We start from the raw sequence: 25820 nt of genomic DNA, 5'->3' as shown, positions 1-25820 counted from the left end.
GCCGGGCGACATATTCGGCCATTTTCGGTCAACCTGTACACACTTAACGGAAACCGTATGTTTGACAGAGCCCAAAGCACCATTGCGAATGTGGACCCCGAAATTTGGCAAGCGATTCAGCAAGAGAATACTCGCCAGGAAGAGCATATTGAGCTGATCGCCTCGGAAAATTACACGAGCCCGGCCGTGATGGCGGCACAGGGCTCGCAGCTCACCAACAAATATGCGGAAGGCTATCCAGGCAAGCGCTATTACGGCGGCTGCGAGTACGTGGACATCGTCGAGCAGCTTGCGATCGATCGTGTGAAGCAGCTTTTCGGCGCCGAAGCCGCGAACGTGCAGCCGAACTCCGGCTCGCAGGCAAACCAGGGCGTGTTTTTCGCCATGCTCAAGCCGGGCGACACGATCATGGGGATGAGTCTTGCGCACGGCGGCCATCTGACGCACGGCTCGCCGGTCAACATGTCGGGCAAGTGGTTCAACGTCGTCAGCTATGGCCTGAACGAAAGCGAGGACATCGACTACGGCGCCGCGCAGAAGCTCGCTGAAGAGCACAAGCCGAAGATGATCGTCGCGGGCGCGTCGGCGTTCGCGTTGAAGATCGATTTCGAGCGTCTCGCGAAGATCGCGAAGTCGGTTGGCGCTTACTTGATGGTCGACATGGCGCACTACGCGGGGTTGATTGCCGCGGGCGTCTATCCGAACCCGGTGCCGCACGCCGATTTCGTCACGACGACAACGCACAAAAGTCTGCGCGGCCCGCGCGGCGGCGTGATCCTGATGAAGGCCGAATACGAGAAGCAAATCAATTCGGCGATCTTCCCGGGCATCCAGGGTGGCCCGCTGATGCATGTGATCGCGGCGAAGGCCGTGGCGTTCAAGGAAGCGCTGTCGCCTGAATTCAAGACGTATCAGCAGAAGGTGGTCGAGAACGCACGCGTGCTGGCCGACACGCTCGTGAAGCGCGGCCTGCGCATTGTGTCCGGCCGTACCGAAAGCCACGTGATGCTCGTCGATCTGCGCGCGAAGAACATTACCGGCAAGGCGGCGGAAGCGGCGCTCGGCGCGGCGCACATCACGGTCAACAAGAATGCGATCCCGAACGATCCGGAAAAACCGTTCGTGACGAGCGGTATCCGTCTCGGCTCGCCGGCGATGACGACACGCGGCTTTGGCCCTCAGGAGGTCGAGCTCGTGGGTAATCTGCTCGCCGACGTGCTGGAGAATCCGGAGGACGAAACGACGATCGCGCGCGTGCGTGCACAGGTCGCCGAGCTGACGAAGCGGTTTCCGGTTTACCGCTGATCGGCCATGCGCTGCCCGTTCTGCCGGCACGACGACACGCAAGTAGTGGATTCGCGCGTGTCGGAGGACGGTGCCGCGATACGCCGGCGCCGCCGCTGCTCGGCCTGCGACAAGCGTTTCACGACGTATGAGCGGGTCGAGTTGGCGTTGCCTGCTGTTGTGAAGAAAGATGGCAGCCGCACCGAATTCGATCGCCGCAAGATCGTCGCGAGCATGCAACTGGCGCTGCGCAAGCGTCCCGTTGCGGCTGACGCGATCGACGCGGCGGTCGCACGCATCGAATATCAATTGCTCGCATCCGGCGAGCGCGAGGTCCGCAGTGAAAAGCTCGGCGAACTCGTAATGAACGAGCTGCGCGCCCTCGATACGATTGCCTATGTGCGTTTCGCGTCCGTCTATCGGCGGTTCGAGGACGTGTCCGAATTCGCGGACGTGATCGAGGAGTTCCGGCGCACGGCGCCCGTGAAGCCGCCGCGCAAGCGCTGAGCTTGCATATTCCCTTTCCTGTTTCATTCCGTAATCCGTCCGTTTCTGGTGCGCATTGCCCGGGCTTATCGCGCGGCAACCGTGCTCGCCTGGGCGATTATCGTTCGCGCCGCCATGACGCGCGACTCGGCCATTCGGCAGATGGTGTGCATGCGCGCGCACCGGTAGAGTCGGCGCATCGGATTGACGGAGGCGCACGATGCGAACGGATAGCAACTGGCGAATAGCAGCGGGATTTACGCTCATCGAGCTGATGGTCGTGCTTGCGCTGATCGCGCTCGCCACGACACTGACGGCGCCGACGCTCTCCGGAGCGCGAATGCGCGATCGGGTCGAGGCGCGCGCTCGCCTATTCGGCACGGCGCTGGCTTATGCGCGCTCGGAAGCGCTCAGACTCGGCACTCGCGTCGTGCTGTGCCGGGCCGGCTCGGCAGCCGGATGTATTGCGGCCGGCCGGCCCTGTAACGATAGTGCGACCGATTGGTCGTGCGGCTGGTTGGTGGTCGCGGCGGACGGCGCTCGCGGTACGCGCGTGCTGCGGCGCTTCGTGCGCGATGCACAGGTCGCCGTGACGGGCGCGGGCGGCGACATTGTGTTCACGCCGCCGGCAGGACAAGTGATTGGCGGTTTTCGGAGTTTCGAATTTACGCCACACGATGCATCGGGCGTATGGCGCGGTGAGCGCTGGCGGCATTGTTTGCGGATCGCGTCGGGTGGACGCGTGCGGGCCACGGAGGGCGGTTGTGGAGCGCCGGTGTGAAGTGCCGCCGTATGACGCGGGGCGGCTCGCTGGTGGAGGTGACAGTTGCGTCGGCGCTGCTTGCGATGGCCGCGCTCAGTGTGATTGCTGCATTGCTTGCGGCGATACGCAGCGAGCGTGACGCCGTATATCGCGAGCAGGCGTGGTTTTTCGCCGATTCCTGGGCCGAAACGGCTCAGTCTGTCGGACCGGCGGGCATTGACTGGCAAGCAGCGGTGGCTGCGTTGCCGCATGGCAAGTTCGCGCTTGCCGGCGGGGGCGGCGGCATTGCGACGCTGCGAGTCGAGTGGGACGGCGCGCAGCCGGCAGCCGAAGGTTCATCGAGTTGCACCGGGGTTTTCGTAACGGCGGGCGGTGCGCGATGTGTGACGCTCGCCTATGCGACTGTGGGCGGCGGATGAATCGGATATTGCATTGGCGCGCTCATACGTTGATCGAGGCAATGGTCGCGATGGCGCTCGGTTTGCTTATTTTGCTAACGGCGGTATCGCTTTATCGCGTCCAACGGACGGCGTATGCGGCGGCTGCGGATGCCGCACGGATGCGCGATTCGGCGCAAGCGGCGCTTGTGTTGATCGCTCAGCAGATTCAGATGGCCGGTTTCGTGCCGCTTGATGCGCACGATGCGCTGCCAGCACCCGGACTCTTCGGATGCGTGCGGGCACGGGTTGTCGGTGCGGATGCTCAGCCAGTGTGCGATCCGCTTGCGAGTGGCTCGGATGGGCTCGTCGTGCGCTACGTTGGCGACGGTGTATCGACGTGGCTTACGGTAACCGGCCAGGCGACGGATTGCCTCGGTCAGGGTGTCGGTGCGGCTGATGCGAAACCGTTGATCGTCAATCGTTTTTACGCGCGTGTCAGCGCGTCGACGGGCGAGCCTGAGTTGTATTGCGAAGGCAGCGGCAGGCGCGGGCTTGCGCAGCCACTCGTCGAAGGTGTCGAGCGATTGTGGTTGCGTTACCGGTTGCGTGGTGCCGCGGAGTGGGTCGATGCATCGGCGCTGTCTGCCTCGGCCTGGGATAGCGTCGCAGCCGTTGCCGTTTGTGTTGAGGTGCGCGGAAGGCCGACTGGCCGCGCGGTCCGCTATGTCGATTGTTCGGGGCGGGCGGTGGTGGCCGCCGATACCCGAGCAAGGCTCGTATTGCGTCGTTATGTTGCGGTTCGCAATCGGAGGAACGGATGAGTGCTTCATCGGCGGTCGTATTGCCATCGAACCGAACTTCGATGAGCGCCGAATGCTGGCGCATGCGCCGCGCAACCAAACGGTGTGCGCGTTGCACGTATGGTTCGCGGGGCGTCGCGTTGCCGGGCGTGCTGGCCGTGACGGCGTCGCTTGTCGTGATGTCGTCCGCATGGTTCGAAATCGCGGCGACGGAAATGCGGCGCACGACGAATCTTGCCAGCCGGTTGATTGCTTTTCATGCAGCCGACGCGGCGCTCGATGCCTGCGCCGATGCGCTGCTGAACGGCACGGCCGCCCACGATGCCGCGCCAGCCGGAGACGCCGCGGGCGAGCCGGCCGGATGGCGACACCCCGGCATTTTCGACGGTAGCCGCGCATTCGCGCCGTATCCTAATTGGCCCAATGCAGCGCAAGCGCCGAGTTGCGTGATCGAGGCGTGGCGCCTGCCCGCGCGGCCCGGGGCGCGCGCGTATGTCGTGACCGCACGGGGTATCGGCGCGACGCGGGATACAGGCGAGTGGCTGCAACTGCAGATCGTTGTCGAGCGCGGAAGTGTCGAGCGTCGGTGGCGGCGAGTCGTAGGTAGGCCGGCGTAGGCGCAGAGGAGCGATGTCGTTAACGAAAGGTGCCGCGAATTGCCGCGGATTCTCGCTGATTGAAGTGATTGTCGCGCTTGCGATCGTGGCGGCGCTCGCGACATTCGCAATTCCGTCGTATCGGCGTCACGTCGAACGAGGGCATCGGTTGAGCGCGGTCGCCGCGCTGTATCGCGCGGCGCAATACGTCGATGCATTCGGCGAAACCTTGCCCGCCGCATTGCCTGACGGGTTGAGTCGGGCGCCTGAAACAGGTGTGGCGGTCTATTGGCTGAAAATGACAGCCGAAGACGCGCACGGCGGATACGCGCTGGAGGCGAGCCCGGCAACGAACGGCGCGATGCGCGACGATGCTTGCGGCGTTTTTGTGCTGTACGCGGACGGCACGCGCGAGAATCGCGCAATGAACGGCGCAGCCGGGCAGCAGGCCTCCGGTGTGGGGGCTTGCTGGTTGATGAATTGAGTGCCGGAGAGGGCGGCCTCATGCCGATGAGGCGAGGCCGGACAACCAGCACAACTGCGAGGCGAAACAACGGGGGAGGGGTATGCGTGGCCGGAACGTGGGCAAAGACAGAGATGGGGCGTGCGGGGTGGCTATGCCGCAGGCAGTGCATGGCCGGCCGATTCCATGCGAAGCGCCAGACGCGGAAGTGTCCACTCGGTTACACCTGTTACTCGCCCGCGCTTCACGATTTGTGGTTTCGCGTCTGCGAACCGGGTTGCCGGTTATCGCTTTTCATCTGCTTCCAGATCCGATAAACATTCCACACGGCAAGCCCGATTGCGCCCCACTTGAGCGCGGGGCGCGCGCTCACGCGCAGCAATGTTCGCGCGGGCTTTGCCAGCAGGATCGACGCGAGCGAACTCAGCAGCGGATATTGATTGACGAGCGTGCCCAACACCGTATTGACGTTTCTCGCCGATTTGCCGAACACACTTGTCGACAAGCCCGGCACGATCAACTTAAGCCATTTGAACTGAGTGACGGACTGACGCAATTCGGCGCCGGCGTGGGCGAATTCGAGGCGCTCGGCGTCGGAGCGCAGCAGCAGCAATTCCTTGCGCAGCGCCCGGTGCTCGGCGGCACTCATGCGCCGCTTGTGCGAGGCGGTGCGAAATCGTGGGTCCGTGGCGGAGTGGCTCATGGCGCGTGACAAAATGGAGAAGGGCGGAACCGAAAGCAGAACGGAAAATGCATGCCGGCGTTCACGATTTGCCGCGGAACAGCTCGCGGTCTTTTTCCAGTTCGTTCAGCGTGGCGTCGAATATCGCCGGCGCGTTGCGCAGTCCGGCAAGGACCTTCAGCACGCAGACGAGCGCACCAAACGCATAGAGTCCGGTAATGGCGGCGAGCGCTTGCCAGCGATAGCTATCCCAGAACACGATCGCGACGAGCGCCGTGAGGCTGACGAGCGCCATTGTTGCGAGCGTCATTGCGGCGAGTCCGAGAAAGAGCATGGCCAGCAGGCGCTCCTTCTCCTCGGCGATCTCGATACCGACGAGTTCCAGCCGGGTCTGCAACAGGGCGAACGCGGAACCGAGCAGGCGGCGCAGCGGCCCATGCGATGAGGTTTCTGTCGTCATGAATGAAGTGCGTGCCCGTAAAGGACGGCGGTGCGCTACGGCACCGCCCGGTGCGCCGCATGGGCGCGAGCGGGATCGGACCGCCCTCGGAGCTGTGCCGGTATTACTTGCGGTTGATCAAAAGGCCGATCAGCACGCCGACGCCGGCTGCGATGCCGATCGATGTCCAAGGATGCTCGTGCACGTAGTCGTCGGTGGCGCGTGCGGCCTTCTTGCCTTTCTCGACCACAACCACCTGGACGTCGGCCGCTTTTTCCTTTGCCTGCTTCAGGCGCGTGAGCGCTTTGTCGCGCAGTTCGTTCGCGCGATCCCCCGTGCTGCTTGCGGCCTGCTTCAACAGGTCTTCCGCATCCGCGAGAACAGTTTTGATATCCGACATCAGTTTCTCCTTGTTGACTTCCGACATTGCGACTCCCTTCTTGCTTGGGGGCGCGGGCCCGGTACGGGATCGCAGCAAGACCCGCGCCTGTGTTCGGGCGCGGCGTCCCGTCGCAGGCGGCGCAGGATCGCGCTTGGCTAACATGGTAAACGACTTGCGATTACTTAGAGAGACGGTCCGGAACGAAAAAGTTTCCAAAATAGTCAAACCGCACCCGGCAAAAATGATAAAAAGGAATGAATATCTGACGGAATAATCGTTTTCGCCGGATGCCTCATCCCTTAACCTGAAGGCTTGTCCGGGCATATCCTGTGCCTGGGCGCCCGACCCATGCTAGATCAAGGAGCTGCAATATGAGTCTGCGTCTTGGTGACCTCGCGCCGGATTTCGAACAGGATTCGAGTCTCGGCCGCATCAAATTCCATGAGTGGCTCGGCAATAGTTGGGGCGTGCTTTTCTCGCATCCCGCCGACTACACGCCCGTTTGCACGACGGAGCTTGGATTGACCGCGAAGCTCAAGGGCGAATTCGACAAGCGCAACGTCAAGGTGATTGCGCTGTCGGTCGACAGCGTCGAGTCGCACAAGGGCTGGATCGACGATATCAACGAGACGCAGGCCACGAGCGTCGGTTTCCCGATCATCGCCGACGCCGACCGTAAGGTGTCGCAGCTCTATGACATGATCCATCCGAACGCGAACGAAACGCTGACCGTGCGCTCGTTGTTCGTGATCGATCCGAACAAGAAAGTGCGCCTCATCATCACGTACCCGGCGAGCACGGGCCGCAATTTCGACGAAGTGCTGCGCGTGATCGATTCGCTGCAATTGACCGACAACTACAAAGTCGCGACGCCCGGCAACTGGAAGGATGGCGACGATGTCGTGATCGTGCCGTCGCTGCAGGACCCGGAAGAACTGAAGCAGCGCTTCCCGAAAGGCTTCAACGCGGTGCGCCCGTATCTGCGTCTGACGCCGCAACCGAACAAATGACCGGCGCGCGCCGTGTGTGGTTTGGCATGGCGTGATTGTCGTCTGACGAAAAGCCCTGGCGCTGCTGGCCGGGGCTTTTTGTTGGCAAAGCGAGCGGCGGTTTCGATGCCGCTCGTGCGACGGGCGGTGGAGCGGGGCTCGAACCCAATCCGTGAAGCCATGAAGCAGGCGCGTGACCCGTGTGGGCGAGCGGCGCTTGGCTGCACCCGAAGCCGTTCGGGGCGGGCCCCGGCCAAGTCGGCGCGTTGCGCGGCCGTTATCGAAGCGGGCCGCGAGCCGCTCAGAAGAATGCTTGAATGCCGGTTTGCGCGCGGCCGAGGATCAGCGCGTGGATGTCATGCGTTCCCTCGTAGGTGTTCACCACCTCGAGATTGACCAGATGCCGCGCGACGCCGAACTCGTCGGAAATGCCGTTGCCGCCCAGCATGTCGCGCGCGAGCCGGGCAATGTCGAGGGCCTTGCCGCACGAGTTGCGCTTCATGATCGACGTGATCTCGACGGCGGCCGTGCCTTCGTCCTTCATTCGTCCGAGACGCAGCACCCCTTGCAGGCCGAGGGTGATTTCGGTCTGCATGTCGGCGAGTTTTTTCTGAATCAATTGATTGGCGGCGAGCGGGCGGCCGAATTGATGCCGATCGAGCACGTACTGGCGCGCGGTGTGCCAGCACGACTCGGCCGCGCCGAGCGCGCCCCACGCGATGCCGTAGCGCGCCGAGTTCAGGCACGTGAACGGGCCGCGCAGGCCGCTGACGTGCGGTAGCCGGTTCTCTTCCGGCACGAACACTTCATCGAGCACGATCTCGCCCGTGATCGACGCGCGCAGGCCCACCTTGCCGTGGATCGCGGGCGCGGTGAGACCCTTCCAGCCCTTCTCTAGAATGAAGCCGTGGATCGCGTCGCGGCCGTCTTCGTCGAGTTTCGCCCAGACGACGAACACGTCGGCGATCGGCGCGTTCGTGATCCACATCTTCGCGCCGGACAGTGAATAGCCGCCTGGCACTTTCGTCGCACGCGTCACCATGCTGCCCGGATCGGAGCCGTGGTTCGGCTCGGTGAGGCCGAAGCAGCCTATCCATTCGCCCGTCGCGAGCTTCGGCAGGTATTTGTCCTTTTGCGCGTCGGAGCCGAATTCGTGGATCGGCACCATCACGAGCGACGACTGAACCGACATCATCGAGCGATACCCCGAGTCGATGCGCTCGATCTCGCGCGCGATCAGTCCGTAACTCACGTAGTTGAGGCCGGGGCCGCCGTACTGCTCGGGGATCGTCGGGCCGAGCAGGCCCAGCTCGCCCATTTCGCGAAAGATCGTCGCGTCGGTGGTTTCGTGGCGGAACGCGTCGGTCACACGCGGCGCGAGCTTGCGTTGCGCGTAGGCGCTCGCGGCGTCGCGGACCATCCGCTCGTCGCCGGTGAGCTGCTGATCGAGCAGCAGCGGATCGTCCCAATGAAAGCTTGCAGCGGCCATCGCGATGTCTCCTCACTTGACGGAAGTTCTGCTGTGCGGAACAATGTTTTGCATTTCGGCCTCAGTGTACCATCGCATGCATGTCCCGACCATCGATGACGGTGTGCTCGATGCGCGCAAGTTCGTCGTCGCGCTTGCGCGCGGGCTCGACCTGCTGCGCGCGTTCCGGCCGGGCGAGACGATGCTCGGCAATCGCGATTTCGTCGAGCGTACCGGCCTGCCGAAGGCGACCGTCAACCGGCTCGCCTATACCCTTACCGTACTCGGTTATTTGCGCTACGACGACACGCTCGGCAAATATGCGCTCGACGCGGGCGTACTGTCGCTCGGCTATGCGCTGCTCGCGGGCTCGGATACGCTCGCGCTCGCGCGGCCGCACATGCAGGCGCTTGCGCGCGAGATTGGCGCGGCCGTGTCGCTCGGGTGCCGCGACGGTCTCGACATGATCTATCTGGAGACGATCCGCAGCGAGACGGCGTTGACGCTCGGGCTTGCGTCGGGTTCGCGATTGTCGATGCTGACGAGTTCGATGGGCCGGGCGTATCTCGCTGTACAGCCGCCCGATTCGCGCGCGGCGCTGTTCGCCGAGCTGCGCAAGGCGGCGGGCAAGGGGCGGGCGGCGGGCGCGCTCGTCGAGACGGCGCAGCGCGCGGTCGATGCGTTTGCCGCGCAAGGCTGCTGCTATTCGTTTCGCGACTGGCACGCAGATGTGAATGCGGTCGCGGTGCCGTTTCGCGAACCGCGCGAAGGGCGCTGGCTGATCCTGAGTTGCAGCGGGCCGGCTTCGTCGATGGGCGAGGACGTGTTTCGCGACCGGATCGGGCCGAAGTTGAAGGCGCTTGCGAAGCGGCTCGGGCCCACCGCATAGCGGGCCGGCCGTTTGCGGTGCGAGGCGGCGGCTTGCGCCGGGCGGATGGCGCGCGTGGGTTGGCCGCGCGTTTGCGGGGTGGTGTTGGTGTCGACAGTGCCGCGTCAGCCGCGTTGCGCCGCCTTATTTGGGCCGTCTTATGCATGCGTCATTGCGCGTGAACTCGGGCTGTCGGTTGACGCGTCGGATCGCGCAGTGCCGCGTCGCGCCGGTGCGCATTCCGGTTGCCGGTTACGTCCGCTGGCGGTGCCCGTCGTCTGAAATCGATTGTGATCCGGGCGCCGCAGTCCTATTGCGGCGCGATCGCCGCAGCAAAATATGTGCGCAGGAGATCGATGATGCCGAGTTTCGAACCGCGACGGGCGGTTGCGCATGTGGCGCGATTCGCTATCGGATCACCGTCGAGCCCGCGAGCGCCGGCTTTTGCCACTGCCGGCTATGTCAGCGGACGACAGGCGCCGCCGTGCTTGCGCGGGCATTGGTGCTGATCGGCGCCTTCGAATATGTGAAGGGCGAGCCGCGCGTGTATGCGTCGAGCGCGTGGGCCGAGCGGCGCTTCTGCGTGCAATGCGGCGCGCAGCTCGAATATCGGCGGCCGGATGCGCCCGAGACGGTCGAATTCAATTACGCGACGCTCGACGATCCGTCACGGACTCGTCCAGGCGCGCACACCTGGTATGCAAACCGTGTGCCGGGGCTGGACGTGGCGGGCGGCCCGCCGGTGTTCGACGACGGCGGTGACTGATGCGCGGCGCGAGGCGTCCGGCCGCGCCCGCCGCCCGTTCTTCCGCTTTTTCACACCGCAGCCGGGTGCGAGAACACTGGCCCTTGCACGAGCCGCACATCATATTGGCGCAACAGCTCGAACTGCGTTTCATCGACGACATGATCGAAGATGAGCGGAATGTGCACGCGCTGCGCGTAGCCGACGAGCGCCTTCACCATGCCTTCGCGCAGCGCGGCAGACGCGTCCATTTTGATGTAGTCGGGGCGAGCCATCTCCGATTCGACGGCGAGAATGCGGCCCGGATCGGGCAGCTTGTCCGCGACCTTGAATCCGTAGTGCTGATAGCTCTTCGTCAGATAGCCGAGAAAGGTCTTGTGTGCGACGGCCGCGGCCGGCAGCTCGATCACGATGCGCTCGGGGCTCAGGCCGAAACTCTCGAGCACGCTCGAGAAATGCTTGCCGTGGTCGTACTTGACGCTTTTTAGCAGCCGTTCGTGCACGCGCAGGAACAGCAGCCCATGCCGCTGCGCGCCGAAGAAGTTGATCGCATGCAAGCTGCGCGCGAGCCGGTCGAGCGCGACGAGCGACTGATCGTCGGCCACCGCGTCGAACGGATCGAACGGCGCGCCGCCCACCTGCGTAATGGCCTGAAAGCCCAGCTCGTCGCCGTAACGCTCGATCGCGTCGGTGAGCGATGCCGATTGTGGCGCGCCCGGCATCGACACGTCGTAAATCGGCTCATACGCGCTTTCGAGACGCGCATCGCGCAGATGCGCATACGCGTGCGCGCCGCGCGCGTCGTCGTCGAGCGCGAGGTGCTCGCGCAGAAACGGCAGCTTGCCCGCGCGGGCGACGAGTTCGGCAATGGTGGGCGGAACCATGGACTCCGGATGGAAGAAAGGCGGCCGAATCGGCCGCCGTCTATACGAATGATAGTAGCAGCGCCGCGCCTGATTGGTTGCGCGATTTGCTCATATCGATATCGGGCCTGGACGGGGACCATTCAGGGTATACGTTAATTTTACTAAAAGAAATCGATTGTACTATTCGTAATCAGTGGGCCGCCCGTCGGGAAACCGGGCGTGCGGTCCTGCGCACGATGGATCGGAGCGGCGCTCTTGCCGAGCGGAGCAAGGAGAAAAAGATGGCCGGTGACAAGACATTCGCCTCGCAGGCGGATCTGACTGACAAGCAGGTGACGTTCGAGCGCCTGTCCGAGCATGCCTACGCTTACACCGCCGAAGGCGATCCGAACACCGGGATCATCGTCGGCGACGATGCGGTGCTCGTGGCCGACACGCAGGCGACCCCCGTGATGGCGCAGGACGTGATCCGCCGCATTCGCGAAATCACCGACAAACCGATCAAGTACGTGCTGCTCACGCACTACCACGCGGTGCGGGTGTTGGGCGCGTCGGCGTATGGCGCCGATCACGTGATCGCGAGCCAGGACACCTATGACCTGATCGTCGAGCGCGGCGCGGCCGACATGAAAAGCGAGATCGAGCGCTTTCCGCGGCTGTTCCGCTCGGTCGAATCGGTGCCGGGCCTGACGTGGCCGACGCTGACGTTCAAAGGCGAGATGACGCTTTGGCTCGGCAAGCTCGAAGTGAAGATCCTGCAGTTGGGCCGCGGGCACACGAAGGGCGACACGGTCGTATGGCTGCCGCAGGAGAAAGTGCTGCTGTCGGGCGATCTCGTCGAATACGGCGCAACGCCGTATGCGGGCGACGCGTACTTCGAGGACTGGCCGCATACGCTTGACGCGATCGCGGCGCTCAAGCCGGAGAAGCTCGTGCCGGGCCGCGGCGCGGCGCTGAAGACATCGCAGGAGGTCGCCCTCGGGCTGGCCGGCACACGCGCGTTCGTCAGCGAGCTGTACGCGAGCGTGAAGGCGGGCGCGGCGGCGGGCAAGGATCTGAACGCGCTGTACAAGGAAACCTACGCGGCGCTGAAGCCGAAATTCGGCGAATGGGTGATTTTCGATCACTGCATGCCGTTTGACGTGACACGTGCGTTCGACGAGGCGACCCAATATCCGCACCCGCGGATCTGGACGGCCGAGCGCGACAAGGACATGTGGCAAACCCTCGAAGGCTGAGCGCGGCGACCATGGGCACCGATTACCAGACGCTGAAGTTCGGCTGCCGGCCGCGCGCCGAATACGCCGACGCACTCGCGCCGCATCCGGTGGCGGTGGTCGGCGCGGGGCCGGTCGGACTGGCGGCGGCGATCGATCTGGCTCAGCGCGACGTGCCCGTCGTGCTGCTCGACGACGACGACACGCTCGCGACCGGTTCGCGCGCGATCTGCTTTGCGAAGCGCACGCTCGAAATTCTGGACCGGCTCGGCTGCGGCGAGCGGATTGCGCAAAAGGGCGTGGGCTGGAACGTCGGCAAGGTGTTCCTGCACGACGAACTGATTTACACGTTCGATCTGCTGCCGGATGCGGGATGCCAGTGGCCCGCGTTCGTCAATCTGCAGCAATATTACGTCGAAGGTTATCTGGCCGAGCGTGCGAGCGAGCTGCCGAATCTCGATCTGCGCTGGAAGAACCGCGTGACGGGCATCGGGCAGGCGGCCGATCACGTGGCGCTCGAGGTCGAGACGCCCGATGGCCCGTGCACGCTGCGCGCGCGATACGTGATCGCGGCTGACGGCTCGAAGAGCCCGCTGCGCGCGATGATGGGGCTCGACAGCCGCGGCCGCACGTTCAAGGACCGCTTCCTGATCGCCGACGTGAAGATGAGCGCGCCGTTTCCGGCCGAACGTTGGTTCTGGTTTGATCCGCCGTTTCATCGCAACCAGTCGGTGCTGCTGCATCGGCAGCCCGATGGCGTCTGGCGGATCGACTTCCAACTCGGCTGGGACGTCGATCCGGTCGCGGAGAAGGCGCCCGAGCGTGTAATCCCGCGCGTGCGCGCGTTGCTCGGCCCCGATGCCGAGTTCGAACTCGAATGGGTCAGCGTTTATACGTTCCGTTGCCAGCGGATGGACAGTTTCCGGCACGGCCGCGTGCTGTTCGCGGGCGATGCGGCGCACGGCGTGTCGCCATTCGGCGCGCGCGGCGCGAATAGCGGCGTGCAGGATGCCGACAATCTCGCGTGGAAGCTCGCGCTCGTGCTGGGCGGATACGCGCCCGATGCGCTGCTCGACACCTATGCGGCTGAGCGCGAATTCGCCGCCGACGAGAACATCCGTCATTCGACGCGCGCGACCGATTTCATCACGCCGAAGTGCGCGGTGTCGCGCACGTTCCGCGACGCTACGCTCGAACTGGCCCGCGATTGCGAGTTCGCGCGCGGGCTCGTCAATAGCGGGCGGCTATCGGTGCCCGCGGTGCTCGCCGATTCGCCGCTCAATACCGCGGATCGCGCGGGCGACACGTTCGACGGCGCTCCGGTGCCGGGCGAGGTCGCGATCGATGCGCCGGTTGTCGCGCACGGCGAGCCCGGCTGGCTGCTGCAGCATGTGCGGCGCGGCTTCTCCGGCCTCTGGTTCGGCACGATCGACGATGCGCAGGCGCTCGTCGAGTCGACGCGCGATCAAGCGCTGCCCATCGCGCCGGTGCTCGTCGTGCCGAGCGCGCAGGGGCGCGCGGTGCCGGGCGTCGACATGATCGAGGACGTCGACGGGCTTGCCGCGCAGCGCTACGACGCGCGCCCCGGTACGTTCTATCTGCTGCGTCCGGATCAGCACGTGTGCGCGCGCATGCGATCGGCGGATGCGCGCGCGGTGCGCGCCGCGCTGCTGCGCGCGATCGGCGCCGCGTGAGCATGCCGGCCCGTCATACCAATGGAGACAGGAGACACCCGATGCGCCATCTCGACACCCGCCCGCGTTTGGCGGACCCGGACGCGTTCTACGAAGCGCTGATCGACATGCACCGCGATCTGTCCGACGACGAAAGCCAACGCGTCAACGCGAAGCTGATCCTGCTGCTGGCCAACCAGGTTGGCGATCTCGACGTGTTGCGCGAGGCGATGGCGCTCGCGCGCGGCGGCGCGCACGCCGCCGCCGTGCCGCCGCTTGCCGGGCGGGCAGCGCAATGAGCGTGCGGGCGCTCAAGGCAGCGCGCGTGCTCGAAGTCGAGCGCGTGATCGACGACACGCACCATCCCGCGTTCCACGCGCTGCTGCTTACGCTGTGCGGGTTGAGCCTCGTGCTCGACGGCTTCGACGCGCAGGCGATGGGTTATGTCGCGCCGAGCGTGATCGCCGAGTGGGGCGTGCAGAGGCAGGCGCTCGGCCCCGTGTTCAGCGCGAGCCTGTTCGGGATGCTGATCGGCGCGCTCGGCTTGTCGGTGCTGGCCGACCGGATCGGCCGCCGGCCGGTGTTGATCGGCGCGACGCTGTTTTTCGCGGCGACGATGCTCGCCACGCCGTTCGCGCCGACGATTTCCGCGCTGATCGCGCTGCGCTTTGTCACGGGCCTGGGGCTCGGCTGCATCATGCCGAATGCGATGGCGCTCGTCGGCGAATGCAGCCCGGCCGCGCATCGCGTGAAGCGAATGATGATCGTGTCGTGCGGCTTCACGCTCGGCGCGGCATTGGGCGGCTTCGTCAGCGCCGCGCTGATTCCCGCGTTCGGCTGGCGCGCGGTGTTCTTCGTCGGCGGCGCGGCGCCGCTCGTGCTTGCAGTGGCGATGGCCGCGCGTTTGCCCGAGTCGCCGCAGTTTCTCGTGCTGCGCGGCCGGCAGCAGGCGGCGCGCGCATGGCTCGCGCGGTTCGCGCCGCAACTGCCGCTCGCCGCCGATACGACGCTCGTGGTGCGCGAAGCCGCGCCGCGCGGCGCGCCGGTGGCCGAGCTGTTTCGCGCGGGGCGCGCGGGTGTCACGCTGCTGTTGTGGGCGATCAGCTTCATGAATCTGATTGACTTGTATTTTTTATCGAATTGGCTGCCGACCGTGATCCGCGATGCGGGCTATGCGAACGAGACGGCCGTGGTCGTCGGTACGGTGCTGCAGACGGGCGGCGTGGCGGGCACGCTGTCGCTCGGCTGGTTGATCGAACGGCACGGCTTCGCGCGCGTGCTGTTCGTCTGCTTCGCGTGCGCCGCGCTCGCGGTCGGCCTGATCGGCCCGGCCGCGCACGTGCTGCCGTTGCTGCTCGCGGCGGTATTCGTCGGTGGGTTTTGCATCGTCGGCGGACAGCCGGCCGTCAATGCGCTCGCGGGCCATTATTACCCGACGTCGCTGCGCTCGACGGGCATCGGCTGGAGTCTGGGCATCGGTCGCGTCGGCTCGGTGCTCGGCCCGCTCGTCGGCGGGCAGTTGATCGCGCTGGGCTGGACGCACGACGCGCTGTTTCACGCGGCCGCGGTGCCGGTGCTGGGCTCGGCGATCTTCGTGCTCGGCCTCGCGGGCGTTGCGCGCCGGCGCGATCCGGCCGCGCCGCATGTTGCTTGAATGGAGAAAACGACCATCATGACGCTGGATTTTTCGAAACCGGGCGAGGCCGGCTATCAGAGCGGTTTCGCCAACGAATTCGCGACCGAGGCGCTGCCGGGTGCGCTGCCGCACGGGCGTAATTCGCCGCAGCGCGCGCCATACGGGCTTTACGCGGAGCAGTTGTCCGGCACCGCGTTTACCGCGCCGCGCGCGCACAATCGCCGCTCGTGGCTGTACCGGATTCGGCCCGCGGCCGTGCATCGGCCGTTCGAACCCGCGCCGGGCGAGCGCCGGGTAATCGCCGATTTCGCCGATTCGCACGACGTGCCGCCGACGCCGCCGAACCAGTTGCGCTGGGACCCGCTGCCGATGCCCGCACAGTCGACCGATTTCGTCGACGGTTGGGTGACGATGGGCGGCAACGGCTCGGCCGCGACCATGAGCGGCTGTGCGATCCATCTGTACGCGGCAAACCGCTCGATGCGCGAGCGCTTTTTCTACAGCGCCGACGGCGAGCTGCTGATCGTGCCGCAGCAGGGCAGGCTCTTCATCATGACCGAGCTTGGGCGGCTCGACGTCGAGCCGTTCGAGATCGCGGTGATTCCGCGCGGCGTGCGCTTTGCGGTCGCGCTGCCGGATGGGCAGGCGCGCGGCTATATCTGCGAGAACTTCGGCGCGCTGCTGCGCTTGCCGGATCTCGGGCCGATCGGCTCGAACGGGCTTGCGAATCCGCGCGATTTCCTGACGCCGCATGCGTCGTATGAAGACCGTGAAGGCGCGTTTGAACTCGTCGCGAAGCTCAACGGCCGTTTCTGGCGCGCCGATATCGGTCATTCGCCGTTCGACGTCGTCGCATGGCACGGCAACTATGCGCCGTACAAGTACGACTTGCGGCGTTTCAACACGATCGGCTCGATCAGCTACGATCATCCGGACCCGTCGATCTTCCTCGTGCTGCAAGCGCAGAGCGACACGCCCGGCGTCGACACGCTCGACTTCGTGATCTTCCCGCCGCGCTGGCTCGTGGCGGAGGACACGTTCCGCCCGCCGTGGTTTCACCGCAATGTCGCGAGCGAATTCATGGGGCTCGTGCACGGCGTGTACGACGCGAAGGCCGAAGGTTTCGTGCCGGGCGGCGCGAGCCTGCACAATTGCATGTCGGGGCACGGGCCGGATGCGGGCACGTTCGAGAAGGCGTGCGCGAGCGATACGGCCAAGCCGCACAAGGTGGCCGACACGATGGCCTTCATGTTCGAGACCCGCGCGCTGATTCGTCCAACCCGCTTCGCGCTCGAGAGCGCACAGTTGCAGGCGCATTATTTCGAATGCTGGCAAGACCTGAATAAACACTTCAATCCGGAGCGTCGATGAGCATCCAATCCGATCAACAGAGCGAAAAGCTGCACGCGGCATGGCGGGCAAGCATCGATCCGGCGCGCAAAAGCTGGCTCGACTCGGCGAACGATCCCGCATGCGATTTTCCGATCCAGAACCTGCCGTTCGGCATCTTCAGCGACGTGCGTTTTTCGACGCGCCGCGCGGGCGTCGCGCTCGGCGACGCAATCGTCGATCTGGCAGCGCTGCAGCGCACGGGCTTGTTGACGGTGCCGGGCGCCGGCTCGGCGGCCGTGTTCGAGCGGCCTGCGCTGAACGATTTCATCGCGCTTGGCCGCGACGCTTGGCGCAGCGTGCGCGTCCAGCTGAGCGAGCTGTTCGAGCGCGGCAACGCGCGGCTGCGTGACGACGTGGCGTTGCGCAAGCGCGTGCTCGTCGCGCAGCGCGATGCGACGCTGCATTTGCCTGTCGACATCCCCGGCTACACCGATTTTTATTCGTCGAAAGAACATGCGACGAACGTCGGCTCGATGTTTCGCGACCCGAAGAACGCGTTGTTGCCGAACTGGTCGGAGATGCCGATCGCCTACAACGGGCGCGCATCGTCGGTGGTCGTCAGCGGTACGCCGGTGCGCCGGCCGAACGGGCAACTGAAGCTGCCGGATCACGAGCGCCCGGTGTTCGGCGCGTGCCGCAAGCTCGATTTCGAGCTGGAGACAGGCTTTATCATCGGGTGCGGCAATGCGCTCGGCGAGCCGATCGCATGTGCGAACGCGCCGTCGCATGTATTCGGCATGGTGCTCCTGAACGACTGGAGCGCGCGCGATATCCAGCAATGGGAATACGTGCCGCTCGGGCCGTTCAACGCCAAGACGTTCGCGACGACGATCTCGCCTTGGATCGTCACGCTCGATGCGCTCGAGCCGTTTCGCACCGCACGGCCGGAGCAGACGCCGCCGCCGCTCGCGTATCTGCGCGATACGGGCGAGAGCGCGTTCGACATCACCCTCGAGGTGCGTTTGAAGCCGGAAGGCGCGCCCGACGCGACGACGATCTCGCGCACGAACTTCAAGTATCTGTACTGGACGATCGCGCAGCAGCTCGCGCATCACACGGTATCCGGCTGCAATACGCGGATTGGCGATCTGATGGGCTCGGGCACGATCAGCGGGCCGACGAAGGATGCATTCGGCAGCCTGCTTGAGCTGACGTGGAACGGCAAGGAGCCGTTGCCGCTCACTGGCGGCGGCGCGCGCACGTTCATCGAGGACGGTGATGAACTGACACTGGCCGGTTGGTGTCAAGGCAATGGGTATCGAGTGGGTTTCGGCACGTGTGCCGGCAAGATTCTGCCTGCGCTGCCGGGCTGACGGCGCGATGGCTGCCGTGCATGCGGGGTTCGTGCGCTACGTGCGGATCGCGCGCCGGCGGCGATATGGGGCCGCCGGCCCGCATGAGTTTGCAGGGTGGAGGGTGAGGGTTGCGCGTTGCGAGCGGTTGCACGGGCTCGCGCATCGACGCGCGTCATCACCAAACCGTCAATGCTGCGATGCGACCGCGCGTTGCCCAATCGTGCGGCGCTCCCACAGCGCCGCCGCGAGAAATGCGAGCGCGCCGGCGGCGAGCACGCCGATCTGCGTTTCGCTGCCCCAATGCGCCATCAGCGCGCCCGCGACGAGCGGCCCGCCAAAGCTTGCCGCGCTCCACGACGCCGACACGAGCGCGCTCGCGGTCACGAGCGCCGCGCCACGAAAGCGCTCGCCGCATGCAACGACCGACAGCGTATAAATTCCGCCCGCCGCCGCGCCGAGCACGAACAGCAATGGCGTGCGCAGCCACGGCGTCGCGACGGTAACCGGCACGAGCGGCAGCAGCGCGAGCACGATGCACGCCGCGCCGAGGTGCACGCGCTGCCGGCCTAGCCGGTCGGCGAGCCAGCCGAGCGGAAACGCCATCGCGGTGTCGCCGAGCAGGATGATCGACGCGAACAGCACGGCCGCTTCGCTTGCCACACCGTGATCCATCGCATAAATCGGCATCAGCGACAGCGCAAGCGTGTCGAACAGCGCGAAGAATCCGGTGCCGATGACGAGCGCGGGCATCTGCGGCAGCACGCGCCGCCAGTGATCGTGCGGCTCATGATGTGTATCGTCGGCGAGCGGCGCCTGCCGGATCGACGCGAGCGTCGGCAGCGACAGCAGAAACAGCGCGCCGGTGAGCGCGAAGCGTGTGCCCGCCCAGCCGGCGATCTGGCTGACGAGCACCGGGCCCGCCATTTGAAATAGCGTGAAATTGGTTGTGTAAATCGCGACGACGCGCCCGCGCGTCGAATCGTCGGCGAGCTGATTGACCCATGCTTCGCCGATCGTGAAAAGCAGCATCAGCGCCGCGCCGCAGACGATGCGCAGCACGCCCCACGCGACGAGGTTCGACGTGAGCTGCATCAGGATCGTTGCCGCTGCGAGCACGAGTGTCGACGCGATGATCACCCGGCGCGCGCCGAGGCGCTTCGCAATGCGCGACACGAACGGTACGATCGCAAGGCCGCCGCCGGCCTGCGCGGCGGTCAGCATGCCGATGACGTCGGTGCCGTGGCCGGCTTCGATCAGCGCGAGCGCGGTGAGCGGAAGGGTGGCGCCCGTGCCGAGGCCGACGACCGCGACGCTGAGAATGAGCGCGAGAAAATCGCGTGTGACGATGGTTTTCATAACGGCGCAGATGCTACACCGGCCTGTGTGATTGCTCCACAGGTTCCGTATGATCGAACCGCGCGCGTGCCGGACTTTACGGGCCATGCGTGAATCGAACCGCAACTGAACCGGGGTGGCCCTGCGATGCCTATTTTCGAACCTGTCACGCTGACGACTGCGCGTCTGAGGCTGCGTGCGCTGCGCGAAGATGACGCGCGCGCGTTGTACGCGATCTGGTCGAACGCCGATGCGATGCGCTATTTCTCGTTTCCGGCCATGACTTCGCCGGACCAGGCAGCGGCTCGCGTCGCGCGATTGCTGAAGGCTGCCGCCGAAGGCAGCGGGCTTGTTTGTGTCGTCGAGTCGCGGGCCGCCGGCGAGGTGCTCGGCACATGCGATCTGTTTCACGCCGACGAGCAGTGCCGGCGCGCGGAAATCGGCTTCAGCCTGCACCCCGCGCATTGGGGGCGCGGGTATATGACCGAGGCGGCCGCCGCGCTGATCGGCCATGCGTTCGGCACGCTGCGCCTGAGGCGGCTCGAAGCGGATATCGATCCGCGCAACGTCGCATCCGCGAAACTGCTCGAGAGGCTGGGATTCGTCCGCGAAGGGTTGCTGCGCGAACGTTGGATCGTCGGCGACGAGGTGTCGGACAGCGCGTTGTACGGGCTGCTCGAGCGGGATTGCCGCACGGCAGCGGGCGGCTGACGCGGCCGGCGCGTGCATGCGCGGCGGGATGCGAAATCAGAGGGAGGCGGGGTTTGTCGTGCCCTGCATGGCATGCCATGCAGGGATGCGCCGTTGCGGAGGGCGGGCGCGGTGCGAATGCACCGTCCATGATGTGTGCCGGTTGCGCGGAGCTTGACGTGGGGACGGTTCGCCGCCGGGGCGTCGAGCGCGCAGCGGCCACGGGGTGGTGAGATGTGGGCGCTCGTCTCTCGAACCGCCGTCCGGCGCCCGCGGACGGCTCCTACATCGCGGCCCGCGCGAGCCGTTCGCAGCCGGGTGCGATCAGGCCGGACTCGCAACCGCGCGCCGTTCGAGCGAGGCCGACCACAGCGTCAGCGCGAGCGCGGCGAGCGCGAGCGCCGCGCCCGCCCACGGCAGCTTCGCGAGCGGCACGCCTGCATGGATGGCCGTGCCGCCGAGCCATGCGCCGAGCGCATTGCCGAGATTGAACGCGCCTTGATTGAGCGTGGACGCGAGATTGGGCGCTTCGCTCGCGCGATCGACGATCAAGATCTGCAACGGCGGCACGATCGCGAACGCGAGCACGCCCCATACGAAAATCGTGACGAGCGCGGGATACGGTGCGTGCATCGTGCTGGAGAACAGCGCGAGCACGATGCCGATCGACGCGAGCGACGCGACGAGCGATGGCATGCGCCGCCAGTCGGCGAGCTTGCCGCCCGCCGTGCCGCCGACGGTCAGGCCGAGGCCGAACAGCAGCAGCACGAGCGTGACGTGATGCGGCGTGAAGCCGGTCACGTCCTCGAGAATCGGCGCGATATAAGTGAACACCGTGAAGAGACTCGCCGACGCGAGCACGCTGATGCCGAGCACCATCAGCACTTGCGGATTGCGCAGCACGCCGAATTCGCGCGCGATGCCGGCCGCGGGCATGTCGAGGTGTTTCGGCACGCACACGGCGAGCGCCGCCGCCGCGGCCGCACCGATGCCGGTGACGGCCCAGAACGTCGCGCGCCAGCCGAACGCCTGGCCGAGCGCAGTGCCGAGCGGCACGCCGAGCACGTTGGCGAGCGTCAGGCCGGTGAACATCAGCGCGATCGCCTGCGCGCGCTTGTTCGGCGCGACGAGGCTGCTCGCGACAACCGAGCCGATCCCGAAGAATGCGCCATGGCAGAACGCGGTGACGACGCGCGCGACCATCAATGCCGCGTAGCCGGGTGCGATCGCGCAGAACAGGTTGCCGGCGATGAATACGCCGATCAGCGCGAGGAGCGCGGCCTTGCGCGGCATTCGGGCGGTCACGATCGCGAGGATCGGCGCGCCGATGGTGACGCCGAGCGCGTAGCCGGACACCAGCATGCCCGCCGCCGGAATCGACACGCTGAGATCGCGTGCGACGTTCGGCAGGAGTCCCATGATGACGAACTCGGTGGTACCGATGCCGAATGCGGCAACGGCAAGAGCAAAGAGGGGCAGGGGCATCGCGGGAACTCGGCGCAGCACCGCGCGCATCGCGCCGCGGGATTGCGGTGCGCGTGACATGCAGGCGGATCGTTGCAATTTTACCTGAGTAAAAACCCTTATGTTTGGGGCCTGATCAGGCGCTGCGCGCAGGCGCGGGCGGGTGACCCCAGCCGTTTTCGAACACGCACGCGTCGAGCGGCATGCGCGCCGCCCAGCGTTGCTCCTCGAGCATCGGCTTTGCGTAGAATTCGTCGACATGGCCCAGGCACAGCACGGCAATCGGCTTGGCGCCGTCGGGCATCGCGAGCAGCGTGCGCAGTGCGTCGACGTCGAACAGCGACACCCAGCCCATGCCGAGCCCTTCGGCGCGGGCGGCGAGCCACATATTCTGGATCGCGCAGGCGGCCGACGCGAGATCCATCTCCGGCAGCGTGCGGCGGCCGAACACGTGCTGCTCGCGTCCGTCGGCGAGCGCGACGACGAGAAGCTCGCCGCATTCGCGCACGCCTTCGACCTTCAGCCGCATGAATTCGTCGTGCCGTTCGCCGAGCGCGTCGGCGGTGGCGCGGCGCTCGGTGTCGACGAGCACGTGAATGCGCTCGCGCAGCGCCGGATCGGTCACGCGTATGAACCGCCAAGGCTGCATGAAGCCGACGCTCGGCGCGTGGTGTGCGGCGCGCAGCAGGCGCGCGAGCACGGCGGGATCGACTGGGGCGGACGTGAAATGGCGCATGTCGCGCCGCTCGAAGATCGCCCGGTAGACGGCGGCGAGCGCGGATTCGTCGAAACGCATGGGCAGGTGCTCAGCGGTGATGCGGGGTGGGCCGGAGGCTGGAATCGCCGCAACGATAGCAGACTCCGGAGACCGGCCGATAAAAAGCGATGGCTGGCCCGATGGCGGCGGCGATATGGGCGCCGGGGCGGATGCGCCGCAAGCGCGATGCGCGGGCTCGGGATGCGGAAAAATGCGCCGTTTCGGGCTGGCTTGAAGGCGCGGGTTAGGGCGGCGGCCGGGGGGCGGCGCTGCGCAGTCGAGCATCGGCCATGCGGCCACGTCGGCTGGTTCAGGCGATGCATGCAAGACCGCAAGACCGCAAGACCGCAAGACCGCCAAGACCGCCAAGACCGCCAAGACCGCCAAGACCGCGGGCCGCGCAGGCGTTTGCCCTCGCGGCCCGCCCGCGTTGCGAATACCTGGGCCTCACTCCCAATCCGCATCGCGCGGTTCACCGCCGCGGCGCGCGTTACCCCCGCCGGACGGCGACCACGTTGCACGGCGTGCCGTCCTGCCACGCGCGGATATTCGCGAGCGTCGTTTGCGCGATCTGCGCAAGCGCCTCGCGCGTGAAGAACGCCTGATGGGCCGTGACGATCACGTTCGGGAACGTGAGCAGGCGGGCGAGCACGTCGTCTTGCAGCGGGTGGTCGGAGTGATCCTCGAAGAAAAGCCCGCTTTCCTCCTCATAGACGTCGAGCCCGAGGTGGCCGAGCTGGCCGCGCTTCAACGCATCGATCAGCGCTTGCGTATCGACGAGGCCGCCGCGGCTCGTGTTGATCAGCATCGCGCCAGGCTTCATTCGCGCGAGCGCGCCGGCGTCGATCAGATGATGCGTGCCGGGCAGCAGCGGGCAGTGCAGGCTGACGATGTCGGATTGCGCGAGCAGCGTGTCGAGCGGGACGTAGCGCACGCCAAGCGCGATCAGCGCGTCGTCGTGCGGCGGCAGCGAGTGTGCAAGCACCTGCATGCCGAAGCCTGACATGATCCGCGCGAACACGCTGCCGATCAGGCCCGTGCCGATCACGCCGACCGTCTTGCCGAACAGATCGAAGCCCAGCAGGCCGTTGAGCGAGAAATCACCTTCGCGGGTGCGCGCGACGGCGCGCGGCAGGCGCCGGTTGAGCGCCAGGATCAGCGCGGCCGCGTGTTCGGCGACCGCATGCGGCGAATAGGCGGGCACGTGCACCACGGTGAGCCCGCGCCGCTCGGCCGCCGCGAGATCGACGTGATTGAAGCCTGCTGAGCGCAGCGCGATGACGCGCGTGCCGCCGGCGGCGAGCGTATCGAGGACGGGCGCGTCGAGCGTATCGTTGACGAACGCGCAGACGACGTCATAGCCGCGCGCGAGCACCGCCGTTTCCGCGTCGAGATGAGAGGGCTGGAAATGCAGCCGGTAACCGAACGGCCGGTTGGCCGCGGTGAACGAATCGTTGTCGTATTGCCGGCTGCTGAAAAAAATCACGCGCACGCGTTGCCTCCGCTACAGGTGCGCGTCAGTTTACTGCAGCCGGCTCGAGCCGGACTGCAGCTCAATGTCACTGTAGCCCGACGACGACGTCTGCCCGGCTGCCTGCGCTTGCGTCATGCATGTAGTAGTGGCTGTTCGAATCGGATTTCTGGCCGCCGAGGTGGTAGAGCGCATGCTCGACGAAGCTGCGCGTTCGCGGCGGCAGGAATTGGCGATTCGGGTAGACGATCGATAGCTGCGTGTCGGGATCGTCGATCCGGTAGTCGCCGAGGAGCCGCGTGAGTTCGCCGCTCTGGAGCGCATCGGCGATATAGCTCTCCGGCAGCACCGCGACGCCGGTGCCGGCAAGCGCGGCGGCGAGCAGCATCGACGTGCTGTTGACCGTATAGACCGGTTGCAGCGAAACGACGTGCGTTTGGTGATCGGGATCGATGAAACGCCAAGTGGGCGCGTGCTGGTCGGCGGGCAGTGCGATATACGTGTGGCGGGCCAGATCGTCGGGGCGGTGCGGCGCGCCATGCCGCTCGACGTAGGACGGCGCGGCGTAGAGCGCGAGCGTGTTGGGCGCGAGCGGATGGCCGATCAGCGTCGGATTGCCATCGAGATGGCCGCCCGTGACGAGGCCGGCGTCATAGCCGGCGTCGATCACGTCGATCGGCCCTTCGGTCAGCGTGAGCTGAACGCGCACTTTCGGATACTGGCGCCGGTAGCTGTCGACGAGGGGCGTGATCCGGCTGGGCGGCAAAAGCCCGGACACCGCGATACGCAATGTGCCGACCGGCTCGTGCACCGCGCGCTCGACGGACGCCTCGAGCTGGTCGAATTCCTCCAGCAGCGCGCGGCAGCCATCCAGATAGCGGATGCCTGCCTCGGTCAGAGACAGATTGCGCGTGGTGCGATGGATAAGGCGCGTGTTCAGATGCGTCTCGAGCATGGCGATCGAACGCGTGACTAGCGCATTCGATACGCCGAGCTTGCGAGCTGCTCGCCGGAAGCTTTGCAGCTCGGCGACACATACGAATACACGCATGGTCTGGATCTGGTTCATGGTTTACGTTGGCCCATTAAAATGATTATCTTGTGTTTTTCTCACCTCCGGCGAAGACATCCCGCGGGCCGTCGGATCGACCCGCGGGACATGTAAATATCAAATCGTCGAAGGCTGCGTAAATTGTTCAATAGGCTGGTCGCATTAGTCAACTAAATAATTATTTCGCTGAAAATGATATAAATCGGTGCGCAGTCGCGAGTGCTGGCTTATAAGGCGGCCGGCCGATCCATCAAGCTGGCGGGCGGACCTGGGAAAGGTGTTTGAGATGCCGGCGCTCCTTATGTTCGGAGGGCTAGACGCGGGGATAACATATCGGCTCACATATTCGTCAGCGGTGATTTTTACGGATGAATTGCAAAATCATCAAAAATGCATTTCCGAATACGAACGTAAAGACTTGCTGCGGCGCGTCGAATGATTAATGCAAGACTGTCAAAAATTTGAGGATTCGGGTCGCAAAAACCGGTTCTTTTCCATTTAATGGCCGAATCGGTTTTGATGACGTTCCGGCCTATTTAGTCCAGGCGCGGGTATTTTGCGGCCGGCTTCGGTGAAATGAATTGTTGCGGCGCGTCAAATCGCAGTGCGCCGCATCTATCCTGTTAGT

General features: G+C 65.6%; 27 protein-coding genes. 17 read left to right on the top strand and 10 right to left on the bottom strand.

The features are described from left to right. The first annotated feature begins 57 nt into the window (after positions 1-57). The 7 genes from glyA (at position 58) to WS68_RS13840 (ending at position 4793) form a co-directional block, all read left to right on the top strand. Positions 58-1305 carry a serine hydroxymethyltransferase gene (gene glyA / locus WS68_RS13870; RefSeq protein ID WP_059571352.1) on the top strand — a complete coding sequence of 416 codons (1248 nt, stop codon included), beginning with the start codon at positions 58-60 and terminating at the stop codon, positions 1303-1305. 6 nt (positions 1306-1311) lie between these two features. Further along, complete coding sequence (nrdR, locus tag WS68_RS13865; RefSeq protein WP_059571351.1) at positions 1312-1791, top strand: transcriptional regulator NrdR; 480 nt, start codon at positions 1312-1314, stop codon at positions 1789-1791. Positions 1792-1990: 199 nt separating this feature from the next. Then, positions 1991-2551, top strand: a complete 561-nt coding sequence (locus WS68_RS13860; RefSeq protein ID WP_059571350.1) for a GspH/FimT family pseudopilin — start codon at positions 1991-1993, stop codon at positions 2549-2551. Next, positions 2548-2952: a hypothetical protein gene (locus WS68_RS13855; RefSeq protein WP_231753017.1), complete on the top strand. Its 405-nt coding sequence runs from the start codon at positions 2548-2550 to the stop codon at positions 2950-2952. Before WS68_RS13860 ends, WS68_RS13855 begins: the two co-directional genes overlap by 4 nt. Further along, complete coding sequence (locus tag WS68_RS13850; protein ID WP_059571349.1) at positions 2949-3734, top strand: PilW family protein; 786 nt, start codon at positions 2949-2951, stop codon at positions 3732-3734. Before WS68_RS13855 ends, WS68_RS13850 begins: the two co-directional genes overlap by 4 nt. 62 nt (positions 3735-3796) lie before the next feature. Further along, positions 3797-4330: a hypothetical protein gene (locus tag WS68_RS13845; protein WP_156429500.1), complete on the top strand. Its 534-nt coding sequence runs from the start codon at positions 3797-3799 to the stop codon at positions 4328-4330. A gap of 13 nt (positions 4331-4343) precedes the next feature. Further along, the gene (locus tag WS68_RS13840) at positions 4344-4793 is read left to right on the top strand and encodes a type IV pilin protein (RefSeq protein ID WP_059571347.1); all 450 of its coding nucleotides are present in this window, start codon (positions 4344-4346) and stop codon (positions 4791-4793) included. A gap of 223 nt (positions 4794-5016) precedes the next feature. Here WS68_RS13840 and WS68_RS13835 read toward each other — a convergent pair whose 3' ends face one another. The 3 genes from WS68_RS13835 to WS68_RS13825 form a co-directional block, all read right to left on the bottom strand. Beyond that, on the bottom strand, positions 5017-5421 hold the full coding sequence (locus WS68_RS13835) for a DUF3318 domain-containing protein (protein ID WP_082710027.1): 405 nt from the start codon (positions 5419-5421) through the stop codon (positions 5017-5019). Between the two features lie 115 nt (positions 5422-5536). Next, positions 5537-5914 (bottom strand): phage holin family protein, encoded by a 378-nt coding sequence (locus WS68_RS13830; protein WP_059571345.1) that lies wholly within the window; start codon positions 5912-5914, stop codon positions 5537-5539. Positions 5915-6017: 103 nt separating this feature from the next. Then, positions 6018-6320 carry a DUF883 family protein gene (locus WS68_RS13825; RefSeq protein ID WP_059520031.1) on the bottom strand — a complete coding sequence of 101 codons (303 nt, stop codon included), beginning with the start codon at positions 6318-6320 and terminating at the stop codon, positions 6018-6020. A gap of 326 nt (positions 6321-6646) precedes the next feature. Here WS68_RS13825 and WS68_RS13820 point away from each other — a divergent pair, with 326 nt between their 5' ends. Beyond that, positions 6647-7285: a peroxiredoxin gene (locus WS68_RS13820; protein WP_059571344.1), complete on the top strand. Its 639-nt coding sequence runs from the start codon at positions 6647-6649 to the stop codon at positions 7283-7285. Positions 7286-7565: 280 nt separating this feature from the next. Here WS68_RS13820 and WS68_RS13815 read toward each other — a convergent pair whose 3' ends face one another. Next, positions 7566-8753, bottom strand: coding sequence for an acyl-CoA dehydrogenase (locus tag WS68_RS13815; RefSeq protein WP_059571343.1), 1188 nt, complete (start codon positions 8751-8753; stop codon positions 7566-7568). A 76-nt stretch (positions 8754-8829) separates the two neighbouring features. Here WS68_RS13815 and WS68_RS13810 point away from each other — a divergent pair, with 76 nt between their 5' ends. Next, the gene (locus WS68_RS13810) at positions 8830-9621 is read left to right on the top strand and encodes an IclR family transcriptional regulator (RefSeq protein ID WP_059571342.1); all 792 of its coding nucleotides are present in this window, start codon (positions 8830-8832) and stop codon (positions 9619-9621) included. A gap of 331 nt (positions 9622-9952) precedes the next feature. Beyond that, positions 9953-10366, top strand: a complete 414-nt coding sequence (locus WS68_RS13805) for a GFA family protein (protein WP_059571389.1) — start codon at positions 9953-9955, stop codon at positions 10364-10366. Positions 10367-10416: 50 nt separating this feature from the next. Here the strand turns inward: WS68_RS13805 and WS68_RS13800 are convergent, their stop codons facing one another. Next, entirely contained in the window at positions 10417-11229 is an 813-nt protein-coding gene (locus WS68_RS13800; RefSeq protein ID WP_059571341.1) for an EAL domain-containing protein, read from the bottom strand. Positions 11230-11492: 263 nt separating this feature from the next. Between WS68_RS13800 and WS68_RS13795 the strand changes: the two genes are divergently transcribed. From WS68_RS13795 to fahA, 6 genes are read left to right on the top strand one after another with little or no spacing between them, the layout of a single operon-like run. Then, entirely contained in the window at positions 11493-12449 is a 957-nt protein-coding gene (locus WS68_RS13795) for an MBL fold metallo-hydrolase (protein WP_059571388.1), read from the top strand. A gap of 11 nt (positions 12450-12460) precedes the next feature. Further along, positions 12461-14122 carry an FAD-dependent oxidoreductase gene (locus tag WS68_RS13790; RefSeq protein ID WP_059571340.1) on the top strand — a complete coding sequence of 554 codons (1662 nt, stop codon included), beginning with the start codon at positions 12461-12463 and terminating at the stop codon, positions 14120-14122. A gap of 41 nt (positions 14123-14163) precedes the next feature. Then, positions 14164-14400 carry a DUF2783 domain-containing protein gene (locus tag WS68_RS13785; RefSeq protein ID WP_059571339.1) on the top strand — a complete coding sequence of 79 codons (237 nt, stop codon included), beginning with the start codon at positions 14164-14166 and terminating at the stop codon, positions 14398-14400. Beyond that, positions 14397-15755, top strand: coding sequence for an MFS transporter (locus WS68_RS13780; protein ID WP_059571338.1), 1359 nt, complete (start codon positions 14397-14399; stop codon positions 15753-15755). The genes WS68_RS13785 and WS68_RS13780 overlap by 4 nt, the downstream gene beginning before the upstream one ends. Positions 15756-15773: 18 nt before the next feature. Further along, entirely contained in the window at positions 15774-17108 is a 1335-nt protein-coding gene (hmgA, locus tag WS68_RS13775) for a homogentisate 1,2-dioxygenase (RefSeq protein ID WP_059571387.1), read from the top strand. Beyond that, positions 17105-18442 (top strand): fumarylacetoacetase, encoded by a 1338-nt coding sequence (gene fahA / locus WS68_RS13770; protein ID WP_059571337.1) that lies wholly within the window; start codon positions 17105-17107, stop codon positions 18440-18442. The genes hmgA and fahA overlap by 4 nt, the downstream gene beginning before the upstream one ends. A 168-nt stretch (positions 18443-18610) precedes the next feature. On the opposite strand, the gene WS68_RS13765 is transcribed toward fahA, so the two are convergent. Beyond that, positions 18611-19867 (bottom strand): MFS transporter, encoded by a 1257-nt coding sequence (locus tag WS68_RS13765; protein WP_442857166.1) that lies wholly within the window; start codon positions 19865-19867, stop codon positions 18611-18613. 39 nt (positions 19868-19906) lie between these two features. Between WS68_RS13765 and WS68_RS13760 the strand changes: the two genes are divergently transcribed. Next, the gene (locus WS68_RS13760) at positions 19907-20470 is read left to right on the top strand and encodes a GNAT family N-acetyltransferase (RefSeq protein ID WP_059571335.1); all 564 of its coding nucleotides are present in this window, start codon (positions 19907-19909) and stop codon (positions 20468-20470) included. 303 nt (positions 20471-20773) lie between these two features. On the opposite strand, the gene WS68_RS13755 is transcribed toward WS68_RS13760, so the two are convergent. From WS68_RS13755 to WS68_RS13740, 4 genes are all read right to left on the bottom strand, one after another. Further along, a complete protein-coding gene (locus WS68_RS13755) occupies positions 20774-21934 on the bottom strand; it encodes an MFS transporter (protein ID WP_059571386.1) in 1161 nt (386 codons plus the stop codon). Between the two features lie 115 nt (positions 21935-22049). Beyond that, a complete protein-coding gene (gene bluB, locus WS68_RS13750) occupies positions 22050-22709 on the bottom strand; it encodes a 5,6-dimethylbenzimidazole synthase (RefSeq protein WP_059571334.1) in 660 nt (219 codons plus the stop codon). Between the two features lie 451 nt (positions 22710-23160). Next, on the bottom strand, positions 23161-24162 hold the full coding sequence (locus WS68_RS13745; protein WP_059571333.1) for a 2-hydroxyacid dehydrogenase: 1002 nt from the start codon (positions 24160-24162) through the stop codon (positions 23161-23163). A 67-nt stretch (positions 24163-24229) separates the two neighbouring features. Next, positions 24230-25210, bottom strand: coding sequence for a LysR family transcriptional regulator (locus WS68_RS13740; protein WP_059571332.1), 981 nt, complete (start codon positions 25208-25210; stop codon positions 24230-24232). Between the last annotated feature and the right edge of the window lie 610 nt (positions 25211-25820).

Origin of the sequence: Burkholderia sp. TSV86, assembly GCF_001522865.1 — a bacterium.
Classification (GTDB): Bacteria; Pseudomonadota; Gammaproteobacteria; order Burkholderiales; family Burkholderiaceae; genus Burkholderia.
The sequence above is the reverse complement of the archived record's forward strand: the minus strand, read 5'-3'. Positions and strand labels throughout refer to the sequence as shown.

What these genes read in the sequence shown, in the direction of transcription:
- WS68_RS13860 (WP_059571350.1), top strand. Translation starts at nt 1,991, where the DNA reads ATGCGAACGGATAGCAACTGGCGAATAGCAGCGGGATTTACGCTCATC.
- WS68_RS13810 (WP_059571342.1), top strand. Translation starts at nt 8,830, where the DNA reads ATGCATGTCCCGACCATCGATGACGGTGTGCTCGATGCGCGCAAGTTC.
- WS68_RS13755 (WP_059571386.1), bottom strand. Translation starts at nt 21,934, where the DNA reads ATGCCCCTGCCCCTCTTTGCTCTTGCCGTTGCCGCATTCGGCATCGGT.
- WS68_RS13785 (WP_059571339.1), top strand. Translation starts at nt 14,164, where the DNA reads ATGCGCCATCTCGACACCCGCCCGCGTTTGGCGGACCCGGACGCGTTC.
- WS68_RS13780 (WP_059571338.1), top strand. Translation starts at nt 14,397, where the DNA reads ATGAGCGTGCGGGCGCTCAAGGCAGCGCGCGTGCTCGAAGTCGAGCGC.
- nrdR (WP_059571351.1), top strand. Translation starts at nt 1,312, where the DNA reads ATGCGCTGCCCGTTCTGCCGGCACGACGACACGCAAGTAGTGGATTCG.
- WS68_RS13835 (WP_082710027.1), bottom strand. Translation starts at nt 5,421, where the DNA reads ATGAGTGCCGCCGAGCACCGGGCGCTGCGCAAGGAATTGCTGCTGCTG.
- WS68_RS13820 (WP_059571344.1), top strand. Translation starts at nt 6,647, where the DNA reads ATGAGTCTGCGTCTTGGTGACCTCGCGCCGGATTTCGAACAGGATTCG.
- WS68_RS13825 (WP_059520031.1), bottom strand. Translation starts at nt 6,320, where the DNA reads ATGTCGGAAGTCAACAAGGAGAAACTGATGTCGGATATCAAAACTGTT.
- WS68_RS13830 (WP_059571345.1), bottom strand. Translation starts at nt 5,914, where the DNA reads ATGACGACAGAAACCTCATCGCATGGGCCGCTGCGCCGCCTGCTCGGT.
- WS68_RS13790 (WP_059571340.1), top strand. Translation starts at nt 12,461, where the DNA reads ATGGGCACCGATTACCAGACGCTGAAGTTCGGCTGCCGGCCGCGCGCC.
- WS68_RS13845 (WP_156429500.1), top strand. Translation starts at nt 3,797, where the DNA reads ATGCGCCGCGCAACCAAACGGTGTGCGCGTTGCACGTATGGTTCGCGG.
- WS68_RS13850 (WP_059571349.1), top strand. Translation starts at nt 2,949, where the DNA reads ATGAATCGGATATTGCATTGGCGCGCTCATACGTTGATCGAGGCAATG.
- WS68_RS13740 (WP_059571332.1), bottom strand. Translation starts at nt 25,210, where the DNA reads ATGAACCAGATCCAGACCATGCGTGTATTCGTATGTGTCGCCGAGCTG.
- hmgA (WP_059571387.1), top strand. Translation starts at nt 15,774, where the DNA reads ATGACGCTGGATTTTTCGAAACCGGGCGAGGCCGGCTATCAGAGCGGT.
- fahA (WP_059571337.1), top strand. Translation starts at nt 17,105, where the DNA reads ATGAGCATCCAATCCGATCAACAGAGCGAAAAGCTGCACGCGGCATGG.
- WS68_RS13800 (WP_059571341.1), bottom strand. Translation starts at nt 11,229, where the DNA reads ATGGTTCCGCCCACCATTGCCGAACTCGTCGCCCGCGCGGGCAAGCTG.
- WS68_RS13795 (WP_059571388.1), top strand. Translation starts at nt 11,493, where the DNA reads ATGGCCGGTGACAAGACATTCGCCTCGCAGGCGGATCTGACTGACAAG.
- WS68_RS13765 (WP_442857166.1), bottom strand. Translation starts at nt 19,867, where the DNA reads ATGGCCCGTAAAGTCCGGCACGCGCGCGGTTCGATCATACGGAACCTG.
- WS68_RS13760 (WP_059571335.1), top strand. Translation starts at nt 19,907, where the DNA reads ATGCCTATTTTCGAACCTGTCACGCTGACGACTGCGCGTCTGAGGCTG.
- WS68_RS13840 (WP_059571347.1), top strand. Translation starts at nt 4,344, where the DNA reads ATGTCGTTAACGAAAGGTGCCGCGAATTGCCGCGGATTCTCGCTGATT.
- glyA (WP_059571352.1), top strand. Translation starts at nt 58, where the DNA reads ATGTTTGACAGAGCCCAAAGCACCATTGCGAATGTGGACCCCGAAATT.
- bluB (WP_059571334.1), bottom strand. Translation starts at nt 22,709, where the DNA reads ATGCGTTTCGACGAATCCGCGCTCGCCGCCGTCTACCGGGCGATCTTC.
- WS68_RS13815 (WP_059571343.1), bottom strand. Translation starts at nt 8,753, where the DNA reads ATGGCCGCTGCAAGCTTTCATTGGGACGATCCGCTGCTGCTCGATCAG.